Below are 19,514 nucleotides of genomic sequence, written 5' to 3'. Positions count from 1 at the left end.
GGCGGGCCCGCAATCGGTCGGTTTGCTGAAGAGCTACTTCGAGGCCAACCCCAAGGCGTCCGGCGATATGACGGGGATCGCCCAGCCGCTGACCAATCTATCGACGCAGTGCAAGCTGCCGATCACCATCCCGCAGGCGCTGGGCTTTGCCCAGGCAGCGCAGGGAGGGGGCGGCCTGCCCGCGTTGCCGGGCGGGCTGCCGGGCGCTATCGGGGCTGCGGGAGCTGGGGCTCCCGCGGCTGCGGGGGCCGGGGGGGCTGCACCAAGCACCACCAGCCCGGTTCCCGCACCGCCCAAGTCGAAGACCGTCGGCTGAACCGCGGATCGAGTCTGCGTCCAGGGCGGGAAAATCGCCGAAATCCCGCCCTGGACGCAGACTCGATGCCATCAGCGCAGGCTCGATGCCGTGAGCGCAGGCTCGACGCCCTGGACGCAGGCTCGATGCCGTGAGCGCAGGCTCGAGGCCGTCAGCCTGGGCCGCCCTCGCTCCCGCCCTCGCCGTCGCCATTGCGATCGGGCGGGTCGGGCGGGTCCGCCGACGGGGCGGGATCGATGACCAAGCTGAGGTTCGGGTCGGTGGGCGGGTCGTCGCCGGAGTTCGGGTCGCCGACCTTCTCGGTGCGGAACACGAAGAAGAACACCACCCAACCGATCGCCGCGATGAACAACCAGCTGATCAGCCGGTAGATCAGCATCGCGGAGATGGCATTGGGCAGGGCCATGCCGCTGGACACCAGGCCGGGCACCAGCACCGCCTCGACAACCAGCAGACCACCGGGCATCAACGGGATGGTGCCCACCGCGCGGGCCGCCGCGTAGGCGACGGTCAAGCCCGCGACCGAAGCGTGGCCGCCGGCGGCGTACGCGGCGAAGCCGAGGCAGGCGACGTCGGCGATCCAGTTGAACATCGACCAGCTGAAAGCCACACCCAGGTCGCGGCGGCCGAGGCTGACCGATTCCAGCTGCATGAGCGTTTCGCGCCACTTCGCCACACCGGCGTCGGCGGGCCTGCCGCGCAGCGAATTGACCCACGACAAGACCCGGCTGCCGATCCCCTCGATCAGCTCTGGCCGCGACGCCACCGCCTGGGCAAGCAGCAACAGCGCGACGAAACCGCCCAGCGTGAACAGCAGCGAGAACGGGTTGTTCTTGGCGCCCAGAAAGAAGGCGCCGCCCAGCCCGAGCAGCGCCAGACCGACCGCCTGCAGTACCCCTGACATCACCAGTTGCCACGACGCCACCACTGTCGAGGCGCCCCAAATGCGTTGCTGCCGAAGCAAAAACGTCGCCGATAACACCGGGCCGCCCGGCAGCGTGGTGCTTAGTGAGTTGGCGGCGTAAAACGTTGCCTCCGACCGCAGTTGCTTGACGTGCACTCCGGCGGAGCTGAGCAGGGTTCGCTGGATCTGCGCGAAGCTGTGCATCGACGCGGCCGCCGCCAACGCCGCGGCGATCAGCCACCAACCCTTGGCCTCGAACAGACTGCGCCACGCTTTGGCCAGCTGATCCGAGACCAGGCTGATCTCGGCGGTGAGCACGATCGCGACGATGCCCAGGACCACCCATCGCAGCCACCAGTATTTGCCGCGCGGTGCCTGCTCGCGCTGGCGGACCAGCTTGCGGACGGGGGCATCGTGCGACACGTGCTTTAGGGTAACCGCGCAGGTGGCGCCCTGATCCCGGTGCTGCGCCGACCGTGTCGACCTCGTAACCGGATCGGTAACCGGATCGCGTCAGCGGGCACCGGATAGGCTTGCCGGATGCCGGTCAGTGTGGACGATGCCTCGGTCGAACCTCTGGTCCGCAGGACCGCGGCGTGGGCGTGGCGGTTGCTGGTCATCCTGGCCGCCGTGGTGGCGTTGCTGTGGGTGGTCGAAAAGCTTGAAGTGATCGTCGTGCCCGTGCTGCTGGCGCTGATGTTGAGCGCATTGCTGGTGCCGGGGGTGGACTGGCTGGACCGGCGCGGCTTGCCGCGCGGTGGCGCGGTGGCACTGGTCCTGCTCAGCGGGTTCGCCGTGCTGGGTGCCATCTTGACGTTCGTCGTCAGCCAGTTCATCGTCGGTGCACCCGACCTGGTCGAGCAGGTGAGCCGCAGCATCGACTCCACCCGTAAATGGCTTATCCAGGGGCCGGCGCACCTGCGCAACGAGCAGATCGACAGCGCGGGCAACGCGGCAATCCAGGCGTTGCACAACAATCAGGCGAAGTTGACCAGCGGCGCACTTTCGACGGCGGCCACCGTCACCGAGTTGGTGACCGCGGCGGTATTGGTGCTCTTCACGCTGATCTTCTTTCTCTACGGCGGCCGCAACATCTGGCAGTACGTGGTCAAGATCTTCCCGGTCGACACTCGGGACCGGGTGCGGGAGGCGGGCGCGGCCGGGTACGGGTCGCTGATCGGCTATGTGCGAGCGACGTTCCTGGTGGCGCTGACCGACGCGGCGGGGGTGGGCACGGGACTGGCGATCATGGGGGTGCCGCTGGCGCTGCCGTTGGCGTCGTTGGTGTTCCTCGGCGCTTTCATCCCGCTGATCGGCGCCCTGGTCTCGGGCCTGGTGGCCGTGGTGGTCGCGCTGCTGGCAAAGGGAATTGTCTACGCGCTGATCACGCTGGGCTTGCTGATCGTGATCAACCAACTCGAAGCGCATTTGCTGCAACCGCTGGTGATGGGTCGCGCGGTGTCGATCCACCCGTTGGCGGTGGTGCTGGCGATCTCCACCGGCGGGGTGCTGGCCGGGATCGTCGGTGCGTTGTTGGCCGTTCCGACGGTCGCCTTCCTCAACAACGCGGTGCAGGTGTTGCTGGCCAAGGATCCCTCCGCCGAGGTGGAGAAGCAGACCGAGGACGCCGAACAGCACGGGTCCAAGGGAGCGATCCTGCAGGCGGAGTCGGACGACCCCGAGCACGGATCCGAGGAAAGCTCGGAGTGAGCCTTACAGACGGCCTTCGCGACGCAGCAGGTCCTGGGCGGTAAGTCCGCCGCCGCCGCGGCGGCGGCCACGCTGGTTGTCGACGCCACTGTCGTTTTGGCCGCCCTGGCCGCGGGCGTTGAGCTTTTCGGTGGCGGCGTCGGAGTCGCCGCCGTCACTTCGCATGACCGGTAGCGCCGTGGTGGGGTCGGCCTTGTCGCCCCCGTGATCCCCGTTGTCCGCAGGGCCGTTGCTCGCGATCGGGATCGCGTGGGTCGTGCCGGCAGACGGTGCCGGTGGCGGGGTGGGCGTGGGTGGCGCGGCGGGCGCCGGTGGTGTGGGCCTGCTCTGCGGGCGGGGCGGCGCGGACCGTTTCCGGGCGGTCGGGTCAACGCCCGGGGCGGCCATGCGACTGGTCGCCTCGGCCGACGGCTTGGCCGGTATCCGCTTGGTGCTTGCGCCCGAGGGAGCGTCCGCAACGGGCCTGGGCTCCGGCCGGCTCGCCGGAGGGGGGCTCAACGGTGCTCGTCGCGGCGGCTCGGTCAGGCTCGGATGCGTCGGGTCGTGTGCGGGGCGCGGGGCGGCTGCGACCAGCGCGGGGGCGTTGACCGGGGGGCGGGCCGGACGCGCCTTGCCGGGAGCCGGCTTGCGCTCGTCGGGCAGGTCGATCTCGCCCAGCCCGAGACGGTTCTGCAGGCGCCGCGCCCAGCGCGGAGCCCACCAGCAGTCGTCGCCGAGCAGCTTCATCACCGAGGGCACCAGGAACATCCGGACCACGGTGGCGTCCAGCAACAGCGCTGCCATCAGGCCGAACGCCAAGTACTTCATCATCACCAGGTCGGAGAACACGAACGAACCGGCGACCACGGCGAGCACCATTGCGGCGGCCGTGATGAGGCGTCCGGTGGTCGCGGTGCCGATCCGGATTGCCTCCGCGGTGGACATGCCGCGCGCTCGCGCCTCCACCATTCGGGACACCAGGAACACCTCGTAGTCGGTAGCCAGTCCGTAACCGACGGCGACGACCAGCGCGATGATGATCACCATTAGCGGCGTCGGGGTGAAATTGAGCCACTTCGCGAAGTGTCCGTCGACAAAGATCCACGTCAGGATGCCCATGGTGGAGCCCAGCGTGAGCGCGCTCATCACCGCCGCCTTGACCGGCAACACCACCGACCCGAACGCCAGGAACATCAACAGCATCGTCGTGCCGATGAGAACCACCAGCATCAAACCGGCCTTGTCGTACAAGGCGTGAATGCTGTCCTGCTCGAGCGCCGGGGTACCGCCGACCAGGAACTCCAGACCCTTGGGCGGGGTGATCGCCCGCAACTCGTCGATCTTCTTCGCGGCGTCGTTACGGTTGACCAAGCCGTTCTCGATCACTCGGATCGAGGCGTCTTCGGGGTGCGTCGTCCCGTTGGGTCCGGCGACGCACGGATTACCGGCGATGGCCGGGCAGGGCCGTTCATCCCACTGCTTACTGGTGAACCCGGTGATGCCCGAGACCCTGTTGCGGACGTCGGCGACCTGCTGGTCGGTGACCGGGCTGTGGTTGTCGCTCTTGATCACCAGCGTCAGCTGCTCGGTGCGGTATCCCGGGAAGAGCTTGTCGAAGTGCTCCTGCGCCTGGCGGGCCGGGTTGTTCGGTGGCAGGTATTTCTCGCTGATGCCACCGAGCTGCAGGTTGCCCAGCGGGATGACCAGCGCGATCATCCCGATGACGATCGGGATGGCGAAGGCCAGAGGCCGCTTCATCACCCAGGTCACCAGCTTGCCCCAGAAACCGGCCTCGACCTCTTCGCGGGTCTTGGTTTTCTGCAGCCTGTCGGCGAGCCAGTTGAGGTAGGCCCGGGACACCTTCCAGTTACGCAGGAACGGCACCCGGAACGCCGTCCGCACCCCTAGCGCGTCGACGTGTTTGCCGAGGATTCCCAGGCACGCGGGCAACAGGGTGATCGACAGCAGCGCCGCAAGCCCGACCGCCGCGATCAGCGCGTAAGTGAGCGACTTCACGAAGCCTTGGGGCAACAACAGCAGGCTGGCACCCGAGGCGATGATCAGCACCGCCGAGAACGTCACCGTCCGACCTGCAGTCATGACCGTGCGGCGCACCGCGGCCTCGGTGTCGTAGCCTTCAGCGATCTCCTCACGGAACCGGCTCACCACGAAAAGCCCGTAGTCGATCGCCAGACCCAGACCGACCAGCGACACGACGGGTTGAGCGAAGAAGTGCACCGGTGCGAAGAGCGAGATGAAACGCAGGATGCCCAGCGCACCCGCGATGCTCAGTCCGCCCACCATGACCGGGAGCCCGGCGGCGATCGCGCCGCCGAACACCAGGAACAGCACCACCGTCACCAGCGGCAGCGCGAGGACCTCCATGCGGCGCTGGTCGGTGGCAATGGTGCCGGTCAGCGAGCTCATGATTGGTTCCAGGCCGGCGAGTTGAACCGTGCCGCCGTCGAGCTTCTGTAGGGCCGGGGCGACGGTCTTGTAGTTGTTAAGGATGGTGTCGTCGTCATTGCCCTTCAGCGGGATGCTGACGAAGGTGTGCTTCTTGTCTTCGGTCGCCATCCCCTTGATTTGGGCGTTGGGGGGATCGGTGCCGGGCGGCAGGGCGAGGTACCCGGCCCAGCCGAGGACCTGGTCGGGATGGTCGTTCTTGAACTTGTTGAGCTCGTCGACGACCTTCTGTCGCCATGCCGGGTCGTCGACGGTCTTGCCGTCGGGGGCGGTGAAGGTGGCGACGATGTGGCCGGTTCGGTCGCGGCCATAGGTGTTGTCGCCGAGCACCGAAGCCTTCACGGATTGACTGCCGTCGTCGTAGAAACCGCTCTGCGTGACGTGCTTACCCAGGCTCATTCCGAAGATGCCGCCGCCGAGGGACAGGGCCACCATGACCCCGATCACGATGTACCGGTAGCGGTACACGGTTCGACCCCACCAGGCGAACACTAAAAGCTCCTAACTAGGTCCTGATTAGACTTGTCTGGAATCGTCAGCGACCTGCGTTGGTGTTCCAGTGTCACACACGCGACGTCAACAGCGAGGACAGCGGCCGGAAGGGCTGCAGCCAAGCTCCTTGATCAGGCAGCGAATCCAGGCCGATTCGCGGCAACGGCTCCCGGAAAACACCCGGGATGTCCTCCAGGTCGACGAACTCCAAGGTATCCGACGCTAGCGCCCAACTGGCATGTTCACGAAATCCGAGCACTTGAACTGGGATTCCGCCGCGCGCGACTTCTTCCAGCGGGAGGCGGAACGCCTGACCGTCGGCGGAGGCCACCACCAGCGCCGCGAGCCCTTCTCCATGCCGCAGCGCGATGTGGTCCAGCATGTCGCGGTCCACGTCGCTGTCCTCGTCGATCTTCGGCTTGGCAAACACCGCGAAGCCCACGTTGCGCAGCGCGTCCACCCATGGCCGCACGACCTCGGCGCTGCTTGGCGCGATATTGGTGAAGACGGTGGCCTCGGGCTCGATCGTGGAGTCGGTGCGCCCTGCGGCCACCTCGGCGGTGCGGGCCAACAGCCAGCGGCCCAGCGCGTCGAAGCGTGGTCGTTCCAGCGCCGTGGGCCGGCGACCCAGGATGGAGCCCAGGCCCATGTCGAGGTTGGGAGCGTCCCAAACCAGCAGCACCCGGTGCACCTGTCCGGCGAAGTCGGCGAGGCTCTCGGCGGTGACCGACGACAGGGTTTCGGGCGCTGGTGCGGTTTCTTCGGTGAGGGTCATTGCTTCTTCCAAATCAGCTCGCTGACGGCGCTGCCCGCTGCTTGGGCTTTGGTCTCGTATTTAGTAGTGGGGCGAACGACGGAGATAGGTAGTGATTCGGTGCCGGGGTGGGCGCGGGCGAGCCTGGATTCGGCATCGCCGACCGCCGCGATGTGCTCGGCGTAGCCCGGGTGGTCGGTCGCGGCGTGCAGCACACCACCGGGGAGTAGCCGGTCAGCGATCAGGGAAACGGTGCCGGGCTGCAAGAACCGCCGTTTGTGGTGGCGCGCCTTGGGCCACGGATCGGGGAAGAAGACCCGCACACCGGACAGTGAGCCGGGGGGAATCAGCTTTAGTAGCACGTCGATCCCATTTCCCCGGATCAGGCGGATGTTGGGCACGTTGGCGCTATCGATCGAGCACAGCAGCTGCGCCAGTCCGCGGCGATAGATCTCCACCGCGATCACGTCGATGTCGGGCTCGGCCTGCGCCATTGCCACCGTGGAGGCCCCGTTGCCGCAACCGATCTCGAGCACCAGCGCGGCGTCGCGGCCAAACCACGCTCGGCTGTCCAGTGGTCCTTGATTGTCGGTTGACGCCCCGGCCTCGGACAGCGCCACCATGCCGAGCTGGGGCCACAGCCGCTCCCAGGTCTCACGCTGCCCGTTCGACAGGGCGGAGCGCCGCGAGCGAAAGCTGGTGGCGGGCAGATAGCCCCAGGTGCGGTCCCCGTCAGTCCGTTCGCCCACCGGCGTCTCGGGACGTATCCCGACCCCGGTTTGCGCGTGCATCCGTCCATCCTGGCCCATGAACCGCTGATGTAGCCGCGCCTGATCCAGATTGATATCCAACAGTTGCCTTCAGCTGGTAACAGGTGACGGTGGCTCGCATCTCACCGGTGCAGGTGCCACCATGCGGTATGACCGCAACCAGGGGGGTCGAGCCGGGACGATCGGATCAAGCAGGCTGACATGAGGGCACAGGGGCACCAGATTTTCGCCGACGAGCTGGCGCAATTTGCGGCCGGGGGCACCGACGCGCGGGTGAGCGAGATCGCCGAGCGCGTTGCCACGCCACTGCGCGTGACGGTGCGCGGACGTCCGGGCGCGGGCCGCGGCACGGTGGCGCGCGCCCTAGCGGCCGCGGGTCGGCCGGCGGGACTAAGCGTCGCCCCGGCTGGGGGTGCCGACGTCGTCGTTTACGTGATCACCGAGGTGGTCAAGCTCGAGGACGCCGATGAGATCGCTGTGCTGGCGAGCAGTCTCGCCCCGGTTCTGGTGGTACTGAACAAGGCCGACCTGTGCGGTTTCGCCGGAGACGGGCCGATCACGGCTGCACAGGCCCGCTGCCGACAGTTCGCCGCACACCTCGGGGCAGCCGTGGAGCCGATGATCGGGCTGCTGGCCGTGACCGCGCTCGACGATCAGCTGGACGACGATCTGTGGGCGGCGCTGCACGCGCTGGCCAGCTGCCCCGGTGGTTCGGTGTCCCTCGACGGGTCGTTCGACGGCTTTTTGGGGGCCAACAATCCCGTTCCGACCGACGCCCGGCTGCGCCTGCTGGACGCCCTCGACCTGTTCGGCACCGCGCTGGCGGTCGCCGCGGTGCGGCAGCGCAACGGCCCCGCCCAGCTGCGGGCCCTGCTGCGCCGGGTCAGTTGCGTCGACGGCGTCGTCGACAGGATCGTGGCGCTGGGTGCTGAGACGCGCTATCAGCGGGTGCTGGACGCGGTGGCGGAATTGGAGGCGCTGGCTGTTTCCGGGGACCAGGCGGGGGAGCGGGTCAGCGAGTTCCTGTCCCGCGACGACACGGTGATCGCCCGGATGGGCGCCGCCGTCGACCTCGCCGAGGCGCTGGGACTGCCGGTGGGGGTCCGGGACGATCCGGCCGGCCACCTACCCCGGGCGGTGCGCTGGCAGCAATTCAGTCTTGGCAAACTCGGCTCGGTGAGCGACATGCACCGCGCGTGCGGCGCGGACATCGCCCGGGGATCGCTTCGGCTCTGGTCGCGGGCGGGCGGGACCCTGTGACAGGCGCGGCGCGCGACGACCCGGCAGGCCGGGTCGACGCGCTGGTGGCCGGGTTCGGGCCGCGGCTCGGTTCGCTGGCCCTCAACCGGCGGGACGTGGTGCTGGTCACCGGTCCGTGGTTGGCCGGGGTAACCGGGGTGGTCGCGGCGCTGCGCGAACGGCTGCCGCAGCACAAGTTCGTCGAGTCGACGGAGCTGGGTCCCGGCGATGCGCCGATCGCGGTGGTGTTCGTTGTGTCCGCCGCCGTCCCGCTGACCCAGTCCGACTGCGCGCAGCTGGACTCCGCAGCGGAGAACACCGACGTGGTGGTCGCGGTGGTTTCCAAGATCGACGTGCATCGCAACTGGCGCGAAGTGCTGAGCAGCAACCGCGACAAGCTGGCCGCGCACGCGCCGCGCTACGGAAAGGTGCCGTGGGTGGGCGCGGCCGCGGCGCCCGAGGTGGGCGAGCCGCGCGTCGACGACTTGGTCGCCGCGGTCCAGGGACTGCTCGCCGATCCCGACGTTGGGCGACGAAATAGGTTGCGGGCGTGGGAATCCCGACTTGAGACGGTCATCAGTAGGTTCGACCGCGACGCGGCCGGCGCGGGACGGCGGGCCCGGGTGGACGCGCTGCGCGAGGAGCGCAGCGCGGCCCTGCGGCAACGGCGTCAATCGAGAACCGAGAACACCGTCACGCTGCGTGGCCGACTGCAGCAGGCCCGGCTCCAGCTGTCCTACTTCGCCCGCACCCGGTGTTCGTCAGTGCGAACCGAACTGCAGGAAGACGTCGCGCGGCTGACCCGACGGAAGCTGCCCGAATTCGAGGCGTACACCCGCAGCCGGGTTGACGAGGTAGTCGTCGAAGTGGCCGAGGGCACCAACACCCATCTTGCCGACCTCGGGCAGGCGATGGGGGTGCCGCTGACGCCGGCCGCCCTGGAGGACCCGTCCGCGCCGCTGCCGGTGGTCGAATTCGGACCGCCCGCGCTGAAATCGCGGCGACTGGAAACCCAGCTGATGATTCTGTTGGGCGCCGGGTTCGGGCTCGGCATGGCGCTGACGTTGAGCCGGCTGGTGGCCAGTCTGGCTCCGGGGCTCAACTCGCTGGTGGCGGTGGCGGCGGGGGTGGCGTGCATGGCGGTCGGACTGGCGGTGACCGTCTGGGTGGTGAACATCCGCGGCCTGCTGCACGACCGTGCGGTGCTGGACCGGTGGACGGGTGACGTGAGCACCTCGCTGCGCTCGGTCGTGGAGCAGTTGGTCGCCACCCGGGTGCTGGGCGCCGAATCGGTGTTGACCCCCGCGCTGCACGCCCGCGACGAGGCCGAGAACGCGCGGGTGGCCGACCAGGTCAGCGCCATCGACAGCGAACTGCGCGAGCACGCGATCGCCGCGGCGCGGGCCGCCGCGCTGCGCGACCGGGAGATGCCGACGGTGCAGGCCGCGCTGGACGCGGTACGCGCAGAACTCGGCGAAGCGGGTATACGCAAACCTGCGGAGTCCGGCGGGGAGCCGGCAGACGAGCACGAAGGTGACAATTCTTGACGGTTTCGAGGCTTCTGAATCGTTGTTGTGAGCAGGCTTATACCCGCCCCGGGCTTCCCCGACAAGTCACTCGCGATAACCTGTATAAAAAGCGACACGCTGGCAACAGTTGTGTGTGAGCAACGCTTCACCTGATGCCCAGCACCATGAGCCGTTACGTACCCGTTACGTACCCACGCAGAATTCAGGAGAGTTCGATGACCTCAGCGACCATCCCCGGCATGGATACCGCGCCCACTAAACATAAGGGGCTGCTGTCATGGGTAGAGGAGGTCGCCGAGCTGACCCAGCCCGACCTGGTGGTTTTCGCCGACGGGTCCGAGGAGGAGTTCGAGCGGCTCGCCACCCAGCTGGTCGACGCGGGCACGTTCAGGAAGTTGAACGAGAAGAAGCACCCCAATTCCTACCTGGCGCTGTCGGACCCGTCGGACGTGGCGCGGGTAGAGTCCCGGACCTTCATCTGCTCGGAGCGCGAGGCCGACGCCGGCCCGACCAACAACTGGATGGACCCCGCCGAGATGCGGGGCATCATGACCGACCTGTACCGCGGGTGTATGCGCGGTCGCACCATGTACGTGGTGCCGTTCTGCATGGGCCCGCTCGGCGCCGACGACCCCAAGCTGGGGGTGGAGATCACCGACTCCGAGTACGTCGTCGTCTCGATGCGCACCATGACCCGGATGGGCACGGCCGCGCTGGACAAGATCGGTGACGACGGCTTCTTCGTGAAGGCACTGCACTCCGTGGGCGCCCCCCTCGAGGCGGGCCAGCAGGACGTGCCGTGGCCCTGCAACGACACCAAGTACATCACCCACTTCCCCGAGACCCGCGAGATCTGGAGCTACGGCTCCGGCTACGGCGGCAACGCGCTGCTGGGCAAGAAGTGCTATTCGCTGCGGATCGCGTCGGCGATGGCCCACGACGAGGGCTGGCTCGCCGAGCACATGCTGATCCTCAAGCTGATCTCGCCGGAGAACAAGGCGTACTACTTCGCCGCGGCGTTCCCGTCGGCGTGCGGCAAAACCAACCTGGCGATGCTCCAGCCGACCATCCCGGGCTGGCGCGCCGAGACCCTGGGCGACGACATCGCCTGGATGCGATTCGGCAAGGACGGCCGCCTGTACGCCGTCAACCCGGAGTTCGGGTTCTTCGGCGTGGCGCCGGGCACCAACTGGAAGTCCAACCCCAACGCCATGCGCACCATCGCGGGCGGCAACACCGTGTTCACCAACGTCGCCCTGACCGACGACGGTGACGTGTGGTGGGAGGGCCTGGAGGGCGATCCGCAGCACCTGATCGACTGGAAGGGCAACGACTGGTACTTCCGCGAGACGGAAACCAATGCCGCACACCCGAATTCGCGGTACTGCACGCCGATGTCGCAATGCCCGATCCTCGCGCCCGAGTGGGACGACCCGCAGGGCGTGCCGATCTCGGGGATCCTGTTCGGCGCCCGCCGCAAGACCACTGTGCCGCTGGTGACGCAGGCGCGTGACTGGCAGCACGGCGTGTTCATGGGCGCCACCATGGGCAGCGAGCAGACCGCCGCCGCCGAGGGCAAGGTCGGCACCGTGCGCCGCGACCCGATGGCCATGCTGCCGTTCCTGGGCTACAACGTCGCCGACTACTTCCAGCACTGGATCGACCTGGGCAAGAACTCCGACGAGTCCAAGCTGCCCAAGGTGTTCTTCGTCAACTGGTTCCGCCGCGGCGATGAAGGACAGTTCCTGTGGCCGGGCTTCGGCGAGAACAGCCGGGTGCTGAAGTGGATCGTGGACCGCATTGAGCACAACGCCGGCGGTCAGGACACCCCGATCGGCATCGTGCCCAGCGCGGGCGACCTGGACCTGGACGGCCTCGATGTGCAGTCCGACGACGTCACCAAGGCGCTGGTGGTCAACGCCGCCGAGTGGCGCCAGGAGCTGCCGTTGATCGAGGAGTGGTTCGAATTCGTCGGTGACAAACTGCCGACCGGCATCCGCGACGAGTTCGACGCTCTGAAAGAGCGCCTGGCACAGGCGGACTGAGCGCTTCGCCACCCTTAAACACATCCGCCCCAGCAGTCTCTGCCTGGGGCGGATGTCTGTTTGCCCGGCTAACAGCGACAGGCTGTGTACGCCTTTGTACAAACAGTTGGCTGCGGTGATCGACGAACTCGGTTCGCACGGCAAGGCGGTCAAGTTGACGCGGCATGGCCAACCTATCGCGGTGCTGATGGGTTACCAGGCGTTCGAGAAGCTTCTCGACGATCTCGACGATGCCGACGACTACCCGGCGCTGGCGGAACATGACGAGGCGGCAGACGATGACACGATTCCGTGGGAGCTCGTCAAGCGCGATCTCGGCATCGCGTGACCTATCGGGTCCGCAAAACCCGTAGCGTCCAACGGCCAGCGATTCGATCGACAAGCGTAACCGTCTTCGCATCGAAGGGGTCGTCGCGCTGCTGGCGGACAATCCTCGGCCACCGAAGGCTATAAAGCTTGTCGGCCACCGCAATCGATGGCGGGTCCGCGGGGGCGACTACCGAATTCTGTACGAAATGCAGGACGACGTCCTGGCGATCCTTTCATACGGGTGGCGCATCGGCGTGAGGTCTATCGCGATGCCTAGAGCCATGCGCGGGGCTCGTGCTCAACGCATCGTAGAGTTCAGCCATGCAGATTCGCCAGCATGTCGGCGCCCACAAACCCGCGATCATCCTGCACCCGTCGGGCACGGTCGTCACCTTCGACGAGCTGGAGGCCCGGGCTAACCGACTGGCGCACAGGTTCCGTCAGGCGGGTCTGAAGGAGGGCGACACCGTCGCCATCCTGATGGAGAACAACGAGCACATCCACGCGGTCATGTGGGCGGCCCGTCGCAGCGGGCTGTACTACGTGCCGATCAACACCCACCTGACCGCGGCCGAGGCCGCCTACATCGTCGACAACAGCAACGCCAAGGCGATCATCGGATCGGCGGCGCTGATCCAGACCTGCGCAGGTCTTGCCGAACATCTGCCGGGCGGCCTGCCCGACCTGCTGATGATCGCCGACGGCGACCTGCCGGATTGGCAGCGATACCCGGAATGCGTTGCAGATCAACCCGATACGCCGATCGGCGACGAGATCGAGGGTGACCTGCTGCAGTACTCGTCGGGAACCACGGGCCGGCCCAAAGGCATCAAACGCGAGCTGCCACACGTCGTGCCGGCCGAGGCGCCCGGCATGATGTCGGCGTTGGTGGGGTTTTGGATGCACCCCGAGGCGGTGTACCTGAGCCCGGCGCCGCTGTATCACACCGCTCCGTCGGTGTGGTCGATGAGTGTCCAGGGCGGCGGCATCACGACGGTGGTGTTGGAGAAGTTCGACGCCGAGGGGGCACTGGACGCGATCCAGCGCCATCGGGTGACCCACGGTCAGTTTGTCCCGGCCATGTTCGTCCGGATGCTGAAACTACCTGAAAGCGTGCGCAATTCGTATGACTTATCCAGCCTCGAACGGGTGATGCACGCCGCCGCCCCGTGCCCGGTGCAGATCAAGAAGCAGATGATGGACTGGTGGGGGCCGATCATCGACGAGTACTACGCCTCCTCGGAGGCGATCGGGTCGACGCTGATCACCGCCGAAGACTGGCTGGCGCACCCGGGGTCGGTGGGCAAACCGATGCTGGGTGCGGTGCACATCGTGGGCGAGGACGGCGAAGAGCTTCCGCCGGGTGAGGCGGGCGAGATCTACTTCGAAGGCGGGTACTCGTTCGAGTACCTCAACGACCCGTCGAAAACCGCTGCGGCACGCGAAAAGCACGGCTGGATGACCGTCGGCGACATCGGCTACCTCGACGACGAGGGCTACCTGTTCCTCACCGACCGGCGCCACCACATGATCATCTCCGGCGGGGTGAACATCTACCCGCAGGAGACCGAGAACCTCCTGGTGACCCACCCAAAGGTGCTCGACGCGGCGGTGTTCGGCGTGGCCGACGACGAGATGGGCCAACGCGTGATGGCGGCCGTGCAGACCGTCGAGGAGGCCGACGCCACCGACGAGTTCGCCGATCAGCTGCTCGGTTGGTTGCGAGATCGCCTGTCGCACTTCAAGTGTCCGCGGTCGATCGTCTTCGAGTCGCAGTTGCCGCGCACCGACACCGGCAAGCTCTACAAGAACGAGCTGATCGAGAAGTATTCGGGATAACCGATGTTGCGGGTGGTCGACCTGTCGAATGCGCCGGACCATCCGGCGGCGGCACCACCCGGCGTGATCATCGCCGTCGGCGGCGTGGCGAACGAATACTGGTTGAACACAGCAACTTTCACGTTGACGGAAGACCCGTGCGCCGACCGCCGGGTGGTGACCGTCGATTCGGTGCCCGAGGCCCTGGCCGAGCTGGAACAGCGCTGTGCGCACTGGCCGCAGGCCAGCGCCGTGTGCGACGACGTGCTGCGCACGATCGACCCCGCCGGCCCGACGCTCGCCGGCGTGGTAACCGAGTCGCTGGCCTATTCGATGCTGCAGGCCGGCCCGGAGTTCGCACGCTGGCTCGCCGAACGTGGACCCGCCCGCATGCCCGACCTTCCCGATCCGGTGCAGGCCGAAAGAGCCGGCGACACGCTGCGCATCCGGTTCAACCGCCCGCAACGCCACAATGCGTTCTCCACCGACGCGCGCGCGGCGCTGCTGGAGGCGTTGACCGTGGCGCTGGTGGATCCGTCGGTGACTGGAATCGTGTTGGGCGGCAACGGTCCATCATTCTGCAGTGGCGGAGACCTCGCCGAGTTCGGCACCTTCGCCGATCCGGTGAGCGCCCACCTGGCTCGCACCCGGCACAGCCCCGCACTGGCGCTGGACGCCCTGACCGCCAGGCTCGGCCGGGCCTGCCGCGCCGAGGTGCACGGCCGGGTCATGGGCAGCGGACTGGAGATGGCGGCGTTCTGCGGATGGGTTGAGGCGCACCAGGATTCGCTATTCGCCCTGCCGGAACTGCGGCTCGGGTTGCTTCCCGGCGCGGGCGGCACCGTCAGCGTAACCCGCCGGATAGGCCGTTGGCGCACAGCCTATCTCGTGCTGTCCGGCCAGATGATTGCTGCCGAAACCGCGTTGGCCTGGGGCCTGGTAGACGAGCTCAGTACTGCTCGACCCTGACTTCCACATCGCCGGCGTCGGCGACCAGGATCGCCTTGTAGTCACCCGTTTCGCCGCCGCTTCCGCCCGAGTAGAGTCCCTGGGCCTGGCCGGACGGCGTGACGAGGGTGACGACGCGGCATCCCAGGTTCGTCGAATGGCAATACACCTCGAACCGTCGGCCGCTCGGGTTGGGGATGTTGACGACGGCGTACCCGCCGTCAATGTAGGGCCCGATCGCCTGGACCTGGACGGTGCCGGTGCTGCCGATGTCCACCGTGCCGGCGACCTTCGCGACTTTGGTCACCTCGGTGGGGTCTTTCCGGGTCAGCGCCTTGATGATCGGCATTTCGGCGTCCCCGATCCAGCTGAGCACGTCGGCGACCATGCTGAACACCGTGCGCGACGCGCTGACCTTCCAACCGCCGTCGGAACGGACCACGACCAGATAGTCCAGCCGATCGATGAGCGGGGTGAACGGGCCGATTGCCGACTTGTCGCCCAGGCAGTATCGCTGATTGCGTCCGGGGTTGTTGAGCTGTAGGCAACGGCCGTCCCAGTCGATGGTGTACGTGTCGCCGGATGACGTGGCGGTCAGATGCAGGCTCGCCGGCTGGACCCTGGCGGTGGTGCCGTTCTCGGACAGTACGCGGAACCGGCTGTTGCTGACGTCGACGGAGAATCTGTTGTTGTCCAGTCTGGCCAGCGACGAGTTGATCAGGCTGGTGTACGTCTGCAGCAGGCGGCCCTCGACGCCTCCGGTAGCCCGGGCGAACGCGGAGACGTCGCGCGAATTGATCGCCTTCGCCAGCGCGGACAGGTAGCCCTCGGCCGCCTCGGCCGGGGAGCCGAAGCCCGGGCCGGTGGCGGGCGGTGACGTTGGGTGGCCCTCTGACTCGGAGGCGTATTGCAAGTAGGTGAAGAGCGGACTGACATACCAGCTGCCGTCCCGTTGGACCGTCATGACGAAGGGCGACTGCTCACGGCCGTCGAGGCGGAGTGTGTGCGTGTTGCCGTCCGTCGTGACGTCGGCGCCGCGGACCGTGATCGTCGTTTCCTTTACGGACCCACCCGTCCTCTCGAGCAGCGTCTTGACCACACCGGTAGCCTTCCCGGGATCGAACGACGCTGTGATGTCGGCATTTTCGATGCTGACTTTGGTCAGTCCGGTCTGCTCGGGTTGTGCCCTGAGCGTGAGGTTACGGACGCTGACTTTTGCGCCGTTGGATAAGTCGTTGCCGTTCAGCTGGCCGCCAGCCCCGCCGTCACCGAGTTCGGAGGCGATGCGTTTGATCTGTTTCACGATGTCGCTGAGGCCGGCAACCTCGTCGGGCGGCAATAACAAGCCCAGCTGCGTCAGGTCACCGCCTTCGATGGCCGCGATGGTCTGGGTGACCGCCTCCTGCGGGGATGCCGCCCCGCCGAACAACCGCGACAGCACAGTCCGGTGCAGAACGACGGCGCCCGCGAGCAGCAGGCAGACGACGGCGGCCACGCCCATCCAGCGCAGCAGGGCCGACTGTGTCGGGCCCCGCCCGGGATACTGGGGCCCGGGGGCCGGCGCTGTGGCGGCATACTGCCACCCGGGCTGAGGCGGGGGGTTTTGCCAGCTCACGTGTGGTCCTTACGGTTGACGGGCGCGCAGCGCGGCGTGGACTTCGGGGTCGGGGGACTGCGCCAGCCACGCAAGCAGGTCATGCGGCGCGGAGGGGTTGCGCGCGATGTGTGGCCAGAGAGCGCCGTTTTGCTGGGCAAGGGCATACAGGATTTGGGTCGGCGTGTTGGGATCGGCCGCCAGGGCGGCGGGGTCTGGCGCCGCAGGGGGAGCGGACGCCGGCGTCGGCGCCGGGAAGAACGCCCGGATCGAGTTCGGCAGCGTGACGAATGTGGCCGCCGCGGCGGGCAGCGCGAGCGCGGCGACCACCTGCGGACCCGTGACCACTTCCCAGGAGTTCGGGCTGAGGCCCACCACCAGCAACGCCGCGGTCCCCGCGACGGCCTGAACCGCCGAGGCGGCCAGGACGGGCACGCGGCAGCGGGACGGGTTGAGACTGACCTGTTGGCGCGCCCAGTCTGCCGCGATGGCACCCACTCCCGCGCAGATCACGGCGGTAAACACCGCGGCGGTCAGCGCGCCGGTCAGCGTCACGTCGACGACCACCAGTGCCAGCAACAGCAGGTTCGCGATGACGACCAGGCCCAGGACGCCGCGCGTCGCCCCGAGCCAGGTCTGCGCCGCCGACTGCTCGCCGGGCTGCACCAGCGTGGGCGACAACCCCACCAGCGCGGCGACCATCGTAAGCGTGAAGCCGCCGAACGGCAGATGCAGTGACTCCGCCGTGCCGAGAGTGAACAGCGCGACCGAACACAGGACCGCCCAAATCAGCGCGCCCGCACCGGCGGCGCCCAGCACCAGCCGTCCCGCCGCGTCGCCACGCGCGGCCTGGCGGGCCACCTTCCACACCGCCACCACCCAGATCGCCAACAACACCGCCTGCGCGACCGGAAGCACGACCAGCGCGCGCAGTTCGAGCACCGCCGTCCGCGACCGATAGGTATCGACCAGCACGCTCAGCACGCCGATCGCCGCGCACGCCAGAAGGCCCACGCCGATAATGGTCAGAGCAGTTCCCCACAGGCGAGCACTGCCTTGCGTGCCGCCGTCGACCAGGTCCGCGCGGCGCGGCAGGGCCGCCAGCACCGAAACGGCCGCGGCGATCCACGCCCCGGGCGCGGGCGCGAATTTCGTCGCGCCCCCGTCGATGAAACCGATGATGGCATCGACAGCGAAATAGGTTGCGGCACATAGTCCGAGCGGCGCGCCGGTGACCAGTTTGGCGACCCGGAGTTTCACCGGTGTCCACGCGGGCCCGAACATGCCCGTTCGGCTCAGGTAGGGCAGCGTGATCGCGCAGAGACCGAGCACGCAACCGACGATGACTTCCGGTCGGCGGTAGCCACTTTCGGACGTCGTCCAGGGCAACAGCAGCGTCGCCAGCAAGCCCACGACAGCGGCCGCGTCGAGCGCGAAGGCAATGCGCGGCACACCCGCGAACGGACTCGGGCGGGGCGGTCTCTGCGGTGGCGGAAAGAACGGTTGAACCGGTAGGGGGGGTTGCGGTGGATACGGAGCGACGGGAGCCTGGGCTCCCACCACGTACGCGGGCGCAGGGGGGAATGGCTGCGCGGGGACGGCCGGTTGGGGCGGGCCTTGGCCGGGGGAGCGCAGACCGGACGGGGGGTCGGCCTGGGGCGTTGCCTGCGGCTGGTTGCCACCCTGGGCCGACGCGGGTGCGGCGGGGGCGGGATCGCCGAACGAGGTGGGCACGCTGCGCGGGGTGTGGGCCGGAGCCGGCGTCCCGGTGAGGGCCTGGCGAGCGGCGCTGGCCAGCTCGCGGGCGCTCTGATACCGCTCCTCCGGATTCTTGGCCATCCCGGTCGCGATGACCGCATCAAACCCGGCCGGAATGGCGCGATTGCGGCCGCAGGGCGCAGGAGGGTCGACCGTCAGGTGTCCGGCGATCTGCCGTTCGAAGCTGTCCCCGGGAAAGGGCTGAGAGCCGGTCAGGCATTCGTAGAGCACACACGCCAGCGCGTACACGTCGCCGCGGGCGTCGGCGGTGCCGGCCAGGAACCGCTCCGGGGCCATGTAGGCCAGGGTGCCCACCACGGAGCCGGTGCTGGTCAGCTTGGTGGCCGAGGCGTCGTGGGCGATGCCGAAGTCGATCAGGTACACGAAGCCGTCGTCGGTCACCAATGCGTTCGACGGCTTGACATCCCTGTGTACCAACCCGTTTCGGTGCGCGGCGTTCAGTGCCGAGGCGAGTTGTTCGACCACCTGGACCGCATCCTGCGGCGACATCGGGCCGTTCCGGGTGAGCAGAGTGTGCAGATCGGTGCCGTCGATGATCGGCATCACCAGATACAGCCGGCCGTCGATTTCCCCGGTGTCATGTACCGGGACGATGTGCGGTTCGGTCAGCCGGGCGGCGGTGCGGGCCTCACGGCGGAACCTTTCCTCGTACCCCGGTTCCGTGGCCATGTCGGGGGACAAGACCTTGATCGCGACGTCGCGGCCGATAGCGGTGTCGTGGGCCCGGTACACCTTGCCCATACCGCCCCCGCCGATCAGCGACAACAGCCGATAACGTCCGAACGCCACCTCGTCCATCGGCTGGCCTCTCTCCCCGCCCCGGTGGCACATGCTACCGATGCGCCCACGTTTGCACCGTTTA

15 protein-coding genes are annotated in these 19,514 nt (G+C 67.9%); 9 read left to right on the top strand and 6 right to left on the bottom strand.

From position 1 onward, the window contains the following. Positions 1-316, top strand: a 316-nt coding sequence (locus tag JO236_RS02335; RefSeq protein ID WP_293324183.1) for a heme-binding protein, incomplete at its 5' end; no start/stop codon positions are given. Between the two features lie 151 nt (positions 317-467). Here JO236_RS02335 and JO236_RS02330 read toward each other — a convergent pair. After that, on the bottom strand, positions 468-1,643 hold the full coding sequence (locus JO236_RS02330; protein ID WP_293324180.1) for a lysylphosphatidylglycerol synthase transmembrane domain-containing protein: 1,176 nt from the start codon (positions 1,641-1,643) through the stop codon (positions 468-470). Positions 1,644-1,760: 117 nt separating this feature from the next. On the opposite strand from JO236_RS02330, the gene JO236_RS02325 reads away from it, so the two are divergent. Continuing rightward, positions 1,761-2,930 (top strand): AI-2E family transporter, encoded by a 1,170-nt coding sequence (locus JO236_RS02325; RefSeq protein WP_293324177.1) that lies wholly within the window; start codon positions 1,761-1,763, stop codon positions 2,928-2,930. 3 nt (positions 2,931-2,933) lie between these two features. Here JO236_RS02325 and JO236_RS02320 read toward each other — a convergent pair whose 3' ends face one another. The 3 genes from JO236_RS02320 to trmB form a co-directional block, all read right to left on the bottom strand. Further along, positions 2,934-5,867, bottom strand: a complete 2,934-nt coding sequence (locus JO236_RS02320) for an MMPL family transporter (protein ID WP_293324174.1) — start codon at positions 5,865-5,867, stop codon at positions 2,934-2,936. A 70-nt stretch (positions 5,868-5,937) separates the two neighbouring features. Next, positions 5,938-6,642: an NYN domain-containing protein gene (locus tag JO236_RS02315; protein ID WP_293324171.1), complete on the bottom strand. Its 705-nt coding sequence runs from the start codon at positions 6,640-6,642 to the stop codon at positions 5,938-5,940. Beyond that, entirely contained in the window at positions 6,639-7,430 is a 792-nt protein-coding gene (gene trmB, locus JO236_RS02310; protein WP_293324196.1) for a tRNA (guanosine(46)-N7)-methyltransferase TrmB, read from the bottom strand. The genes JO236_RS02315 and trmB overlap by 4 nt, the downstream gene beginning before the upstream one ends. A 162-nt stretch (positions 7,431-7,592) precedes the next feature. On the opposite strand from trmB, the gene JO236_RS02305 reads away from it, so the two are divergent. From JO236_RS02305 to JO236_RS02280, 7 genes are all read left to right on the top strand, one after another. Continuing rightward, positions 7,593-8,651, top strand: coding sequence for a hypothetical protein (locus tag JO236_RS02305; protein ID WP_293324168.1), 1,059 nt, complete (start codon positions 7,593-7,595; stop codon positions 8,649-8,651). Then, positions 8,648-10,177, top strand: a complete 1,530-nt coding sequence (locus JO236_RS02300) for a hypothetical protein (protein ID WP_293324165.1) — start codon at positions 8,648-8,650, stop codon at positions 10,175-10,177. The genes JO236_RS02305 and JO236_RS02300 overlap by 4 nt, the downstream gene beginning before the upstream one ends. Before the next feature lie 197 nt (positions 10,178-10,374). Further along, positions 10,375-12,204, top strand: a complete 1,830-nt coding sequence (locus JO236_RS02295; RefSeq protein ID WP_293324162.1) for a phosphoenolpyruvate carboxykinase (GTP) — start codon at positions 10,375-10,377, stop codon at positions 12,202-12,204. A gap of 52 nt (positions 12,205-12,256) precedes the next feature. Continuing rightward, positions 12,257-12,532 carry a type II toxin-antitoxin system Phd/YefM family antitoxin gene (locus tag JO236_RS02290; protein ID WP_293324160.1) on the top strand — a complete coding sequence of 92 codons (276 nt, stop codon included), beginning with the start codon at positions 12,257-12,259 and terminating at the stop codon, positions 12,530-12,532. A 46-nt stretch (positions 12,533-12,578) separates the two neighbouring features. Continuing rightward, a complete protein-coding gene (locus JO236_RS22470) occupies positions 12,579-12,932 on the top strand; it encodes a type II toxin-antitoxin system RelE family toxin (protein WP_416362137.1) in 354 nt (117 codons plus the stop codon). Further along, the gene (fadD4, locus tag JO236_RS02285) at positions 12,835-14,352 is read left to right on the top strand and encodes a fatty-acid--CoA ligase FadD4 (protein WP_293324158.1); all 1,518 of its coding nucleotides are present in this window, start codon (positions 12,835-12,837) and stop codon (positions 14,350-14,352) included. Before JO236_RS22470 ends, fadD4 begins: the two co-directional genes overlap by 98 nt. A gap of 3 nt (positions 14,353-14,355) precedes the next feature. Continuing rightward, a complete protein-coding gene (locus JO236_RS02280) occupies positions 14,356-15,300 on the top strand; it encodes an enoyl-CoA hydratase/isomerase family protein (RefSeq protein WP_293324155.1) in 945 nt (314 codons plus the stop codon). Here JO236_RS02280 and JO236_RS02275 read toward each other — a convergent pair. Then, a complete protein-coding gene (locus JO236_RS02275) occupies positions 15,281-16,894 on the bottom strand; it encodes a hypothetical protein (protein ID WP_293324152.1) in 1,614 nt (537 codons plus the stop codon). The two genes, JO236_RS02280 and JO236_RS02275, sit on opposite strands and share 20 nt — an antisense overlap. Before the next feature lie 9 nt (positions 16,895-16,903). Further along, positions 16,904-19,450 (bottom strand): serine/threonine-protein kinase, encoded by a 2,547-nt coding sequence (locus JO236_RS02270; protein WP_293324149.1) that lies wholly within the window; start codon positions 19,448-19,450, stop codon positions 16,904-16,906. Positions 19,451-19,514 lie beyond the last annotated feature (64 nt).

This window comes from Mycobacterium sp., from assembly GCF_019247635.1.
GTDB lineage: Bacteria > Actinomycetota > Actinomycetes > Mycobacteriales > Mycobacteriaceae > Mycobacterium.
Note: the sequence above shows the minus strand (reverse complement) of the source record. Positions and strands in the feature narration are given on the sequence as shown.

Excerpts from the sequence above, each read along its gene's own strand:
- JO236_RS02270 (WP_293324149.1), bottom strand. The coding sequence starts at position 19,450 with ATGGACGAGGTGGCGTTCGGACGTTATCGGCTGTTGTCGCTGATCGGC.
- JO236_RS02290 (WP_293324160.1), top strand. The coding sequence starts at position 12,257 with ATGTCTGTTTGCCCGGCTAACAGCGACAGGCTGTGTACGCCTTTGTAC.
- JO236_RS02280 (WP_293324155.1), top strand. The coding sequence starts at position 14,356 with ATGTTGCGGGTGGTCGACCTGTCGAATGCGCCGGACCATCCGGCGGCG.
- JO236_RS02305 (WP_293324168.1), top strand. The coding sequence starts at position 7,593 with ATGAGGGCACAGGGGCACCAGATTTTCGCCGACGAGCTGGCGCAATTT.
- fadD4 (WP_293324158.1), top strand. The coding sequence starts at position 12,835 with ATGCAGATTCGCCAGCATGTCGGCGCCCACAAACCCGCGATCATCCTG.
- JO236_RS02315 (WP_293324171.1), bottom strand. The coding sequence starts at position 6,642 with ATGACCCTCACCGAAGAAACCGCACCAGCGCCCGAAACCCTGTCGTCG.
- trmB (WP_293324196.1), bottom strand. The coding sequence starts at position 7,430 with ATGGGCCAGGATGGACGGATGCACGCGCAAACCGGGGTCGGGATACGT.
- JO236_RS02295 (WP_293324162.1), top strand. The coding sequence starts at position 10,375 with ATGACCTCAGCGACCATCCCCGGCATGGATACCGCGCCCACTAAACAT.
- JO236_RS02325 (WP_293324177.1), top strand. The coding sequence starts at position 1,761 with ATGCCGGTCAGTGTGGACGATGCCTCGGTCGAACCTCTGGTCCGCAGG.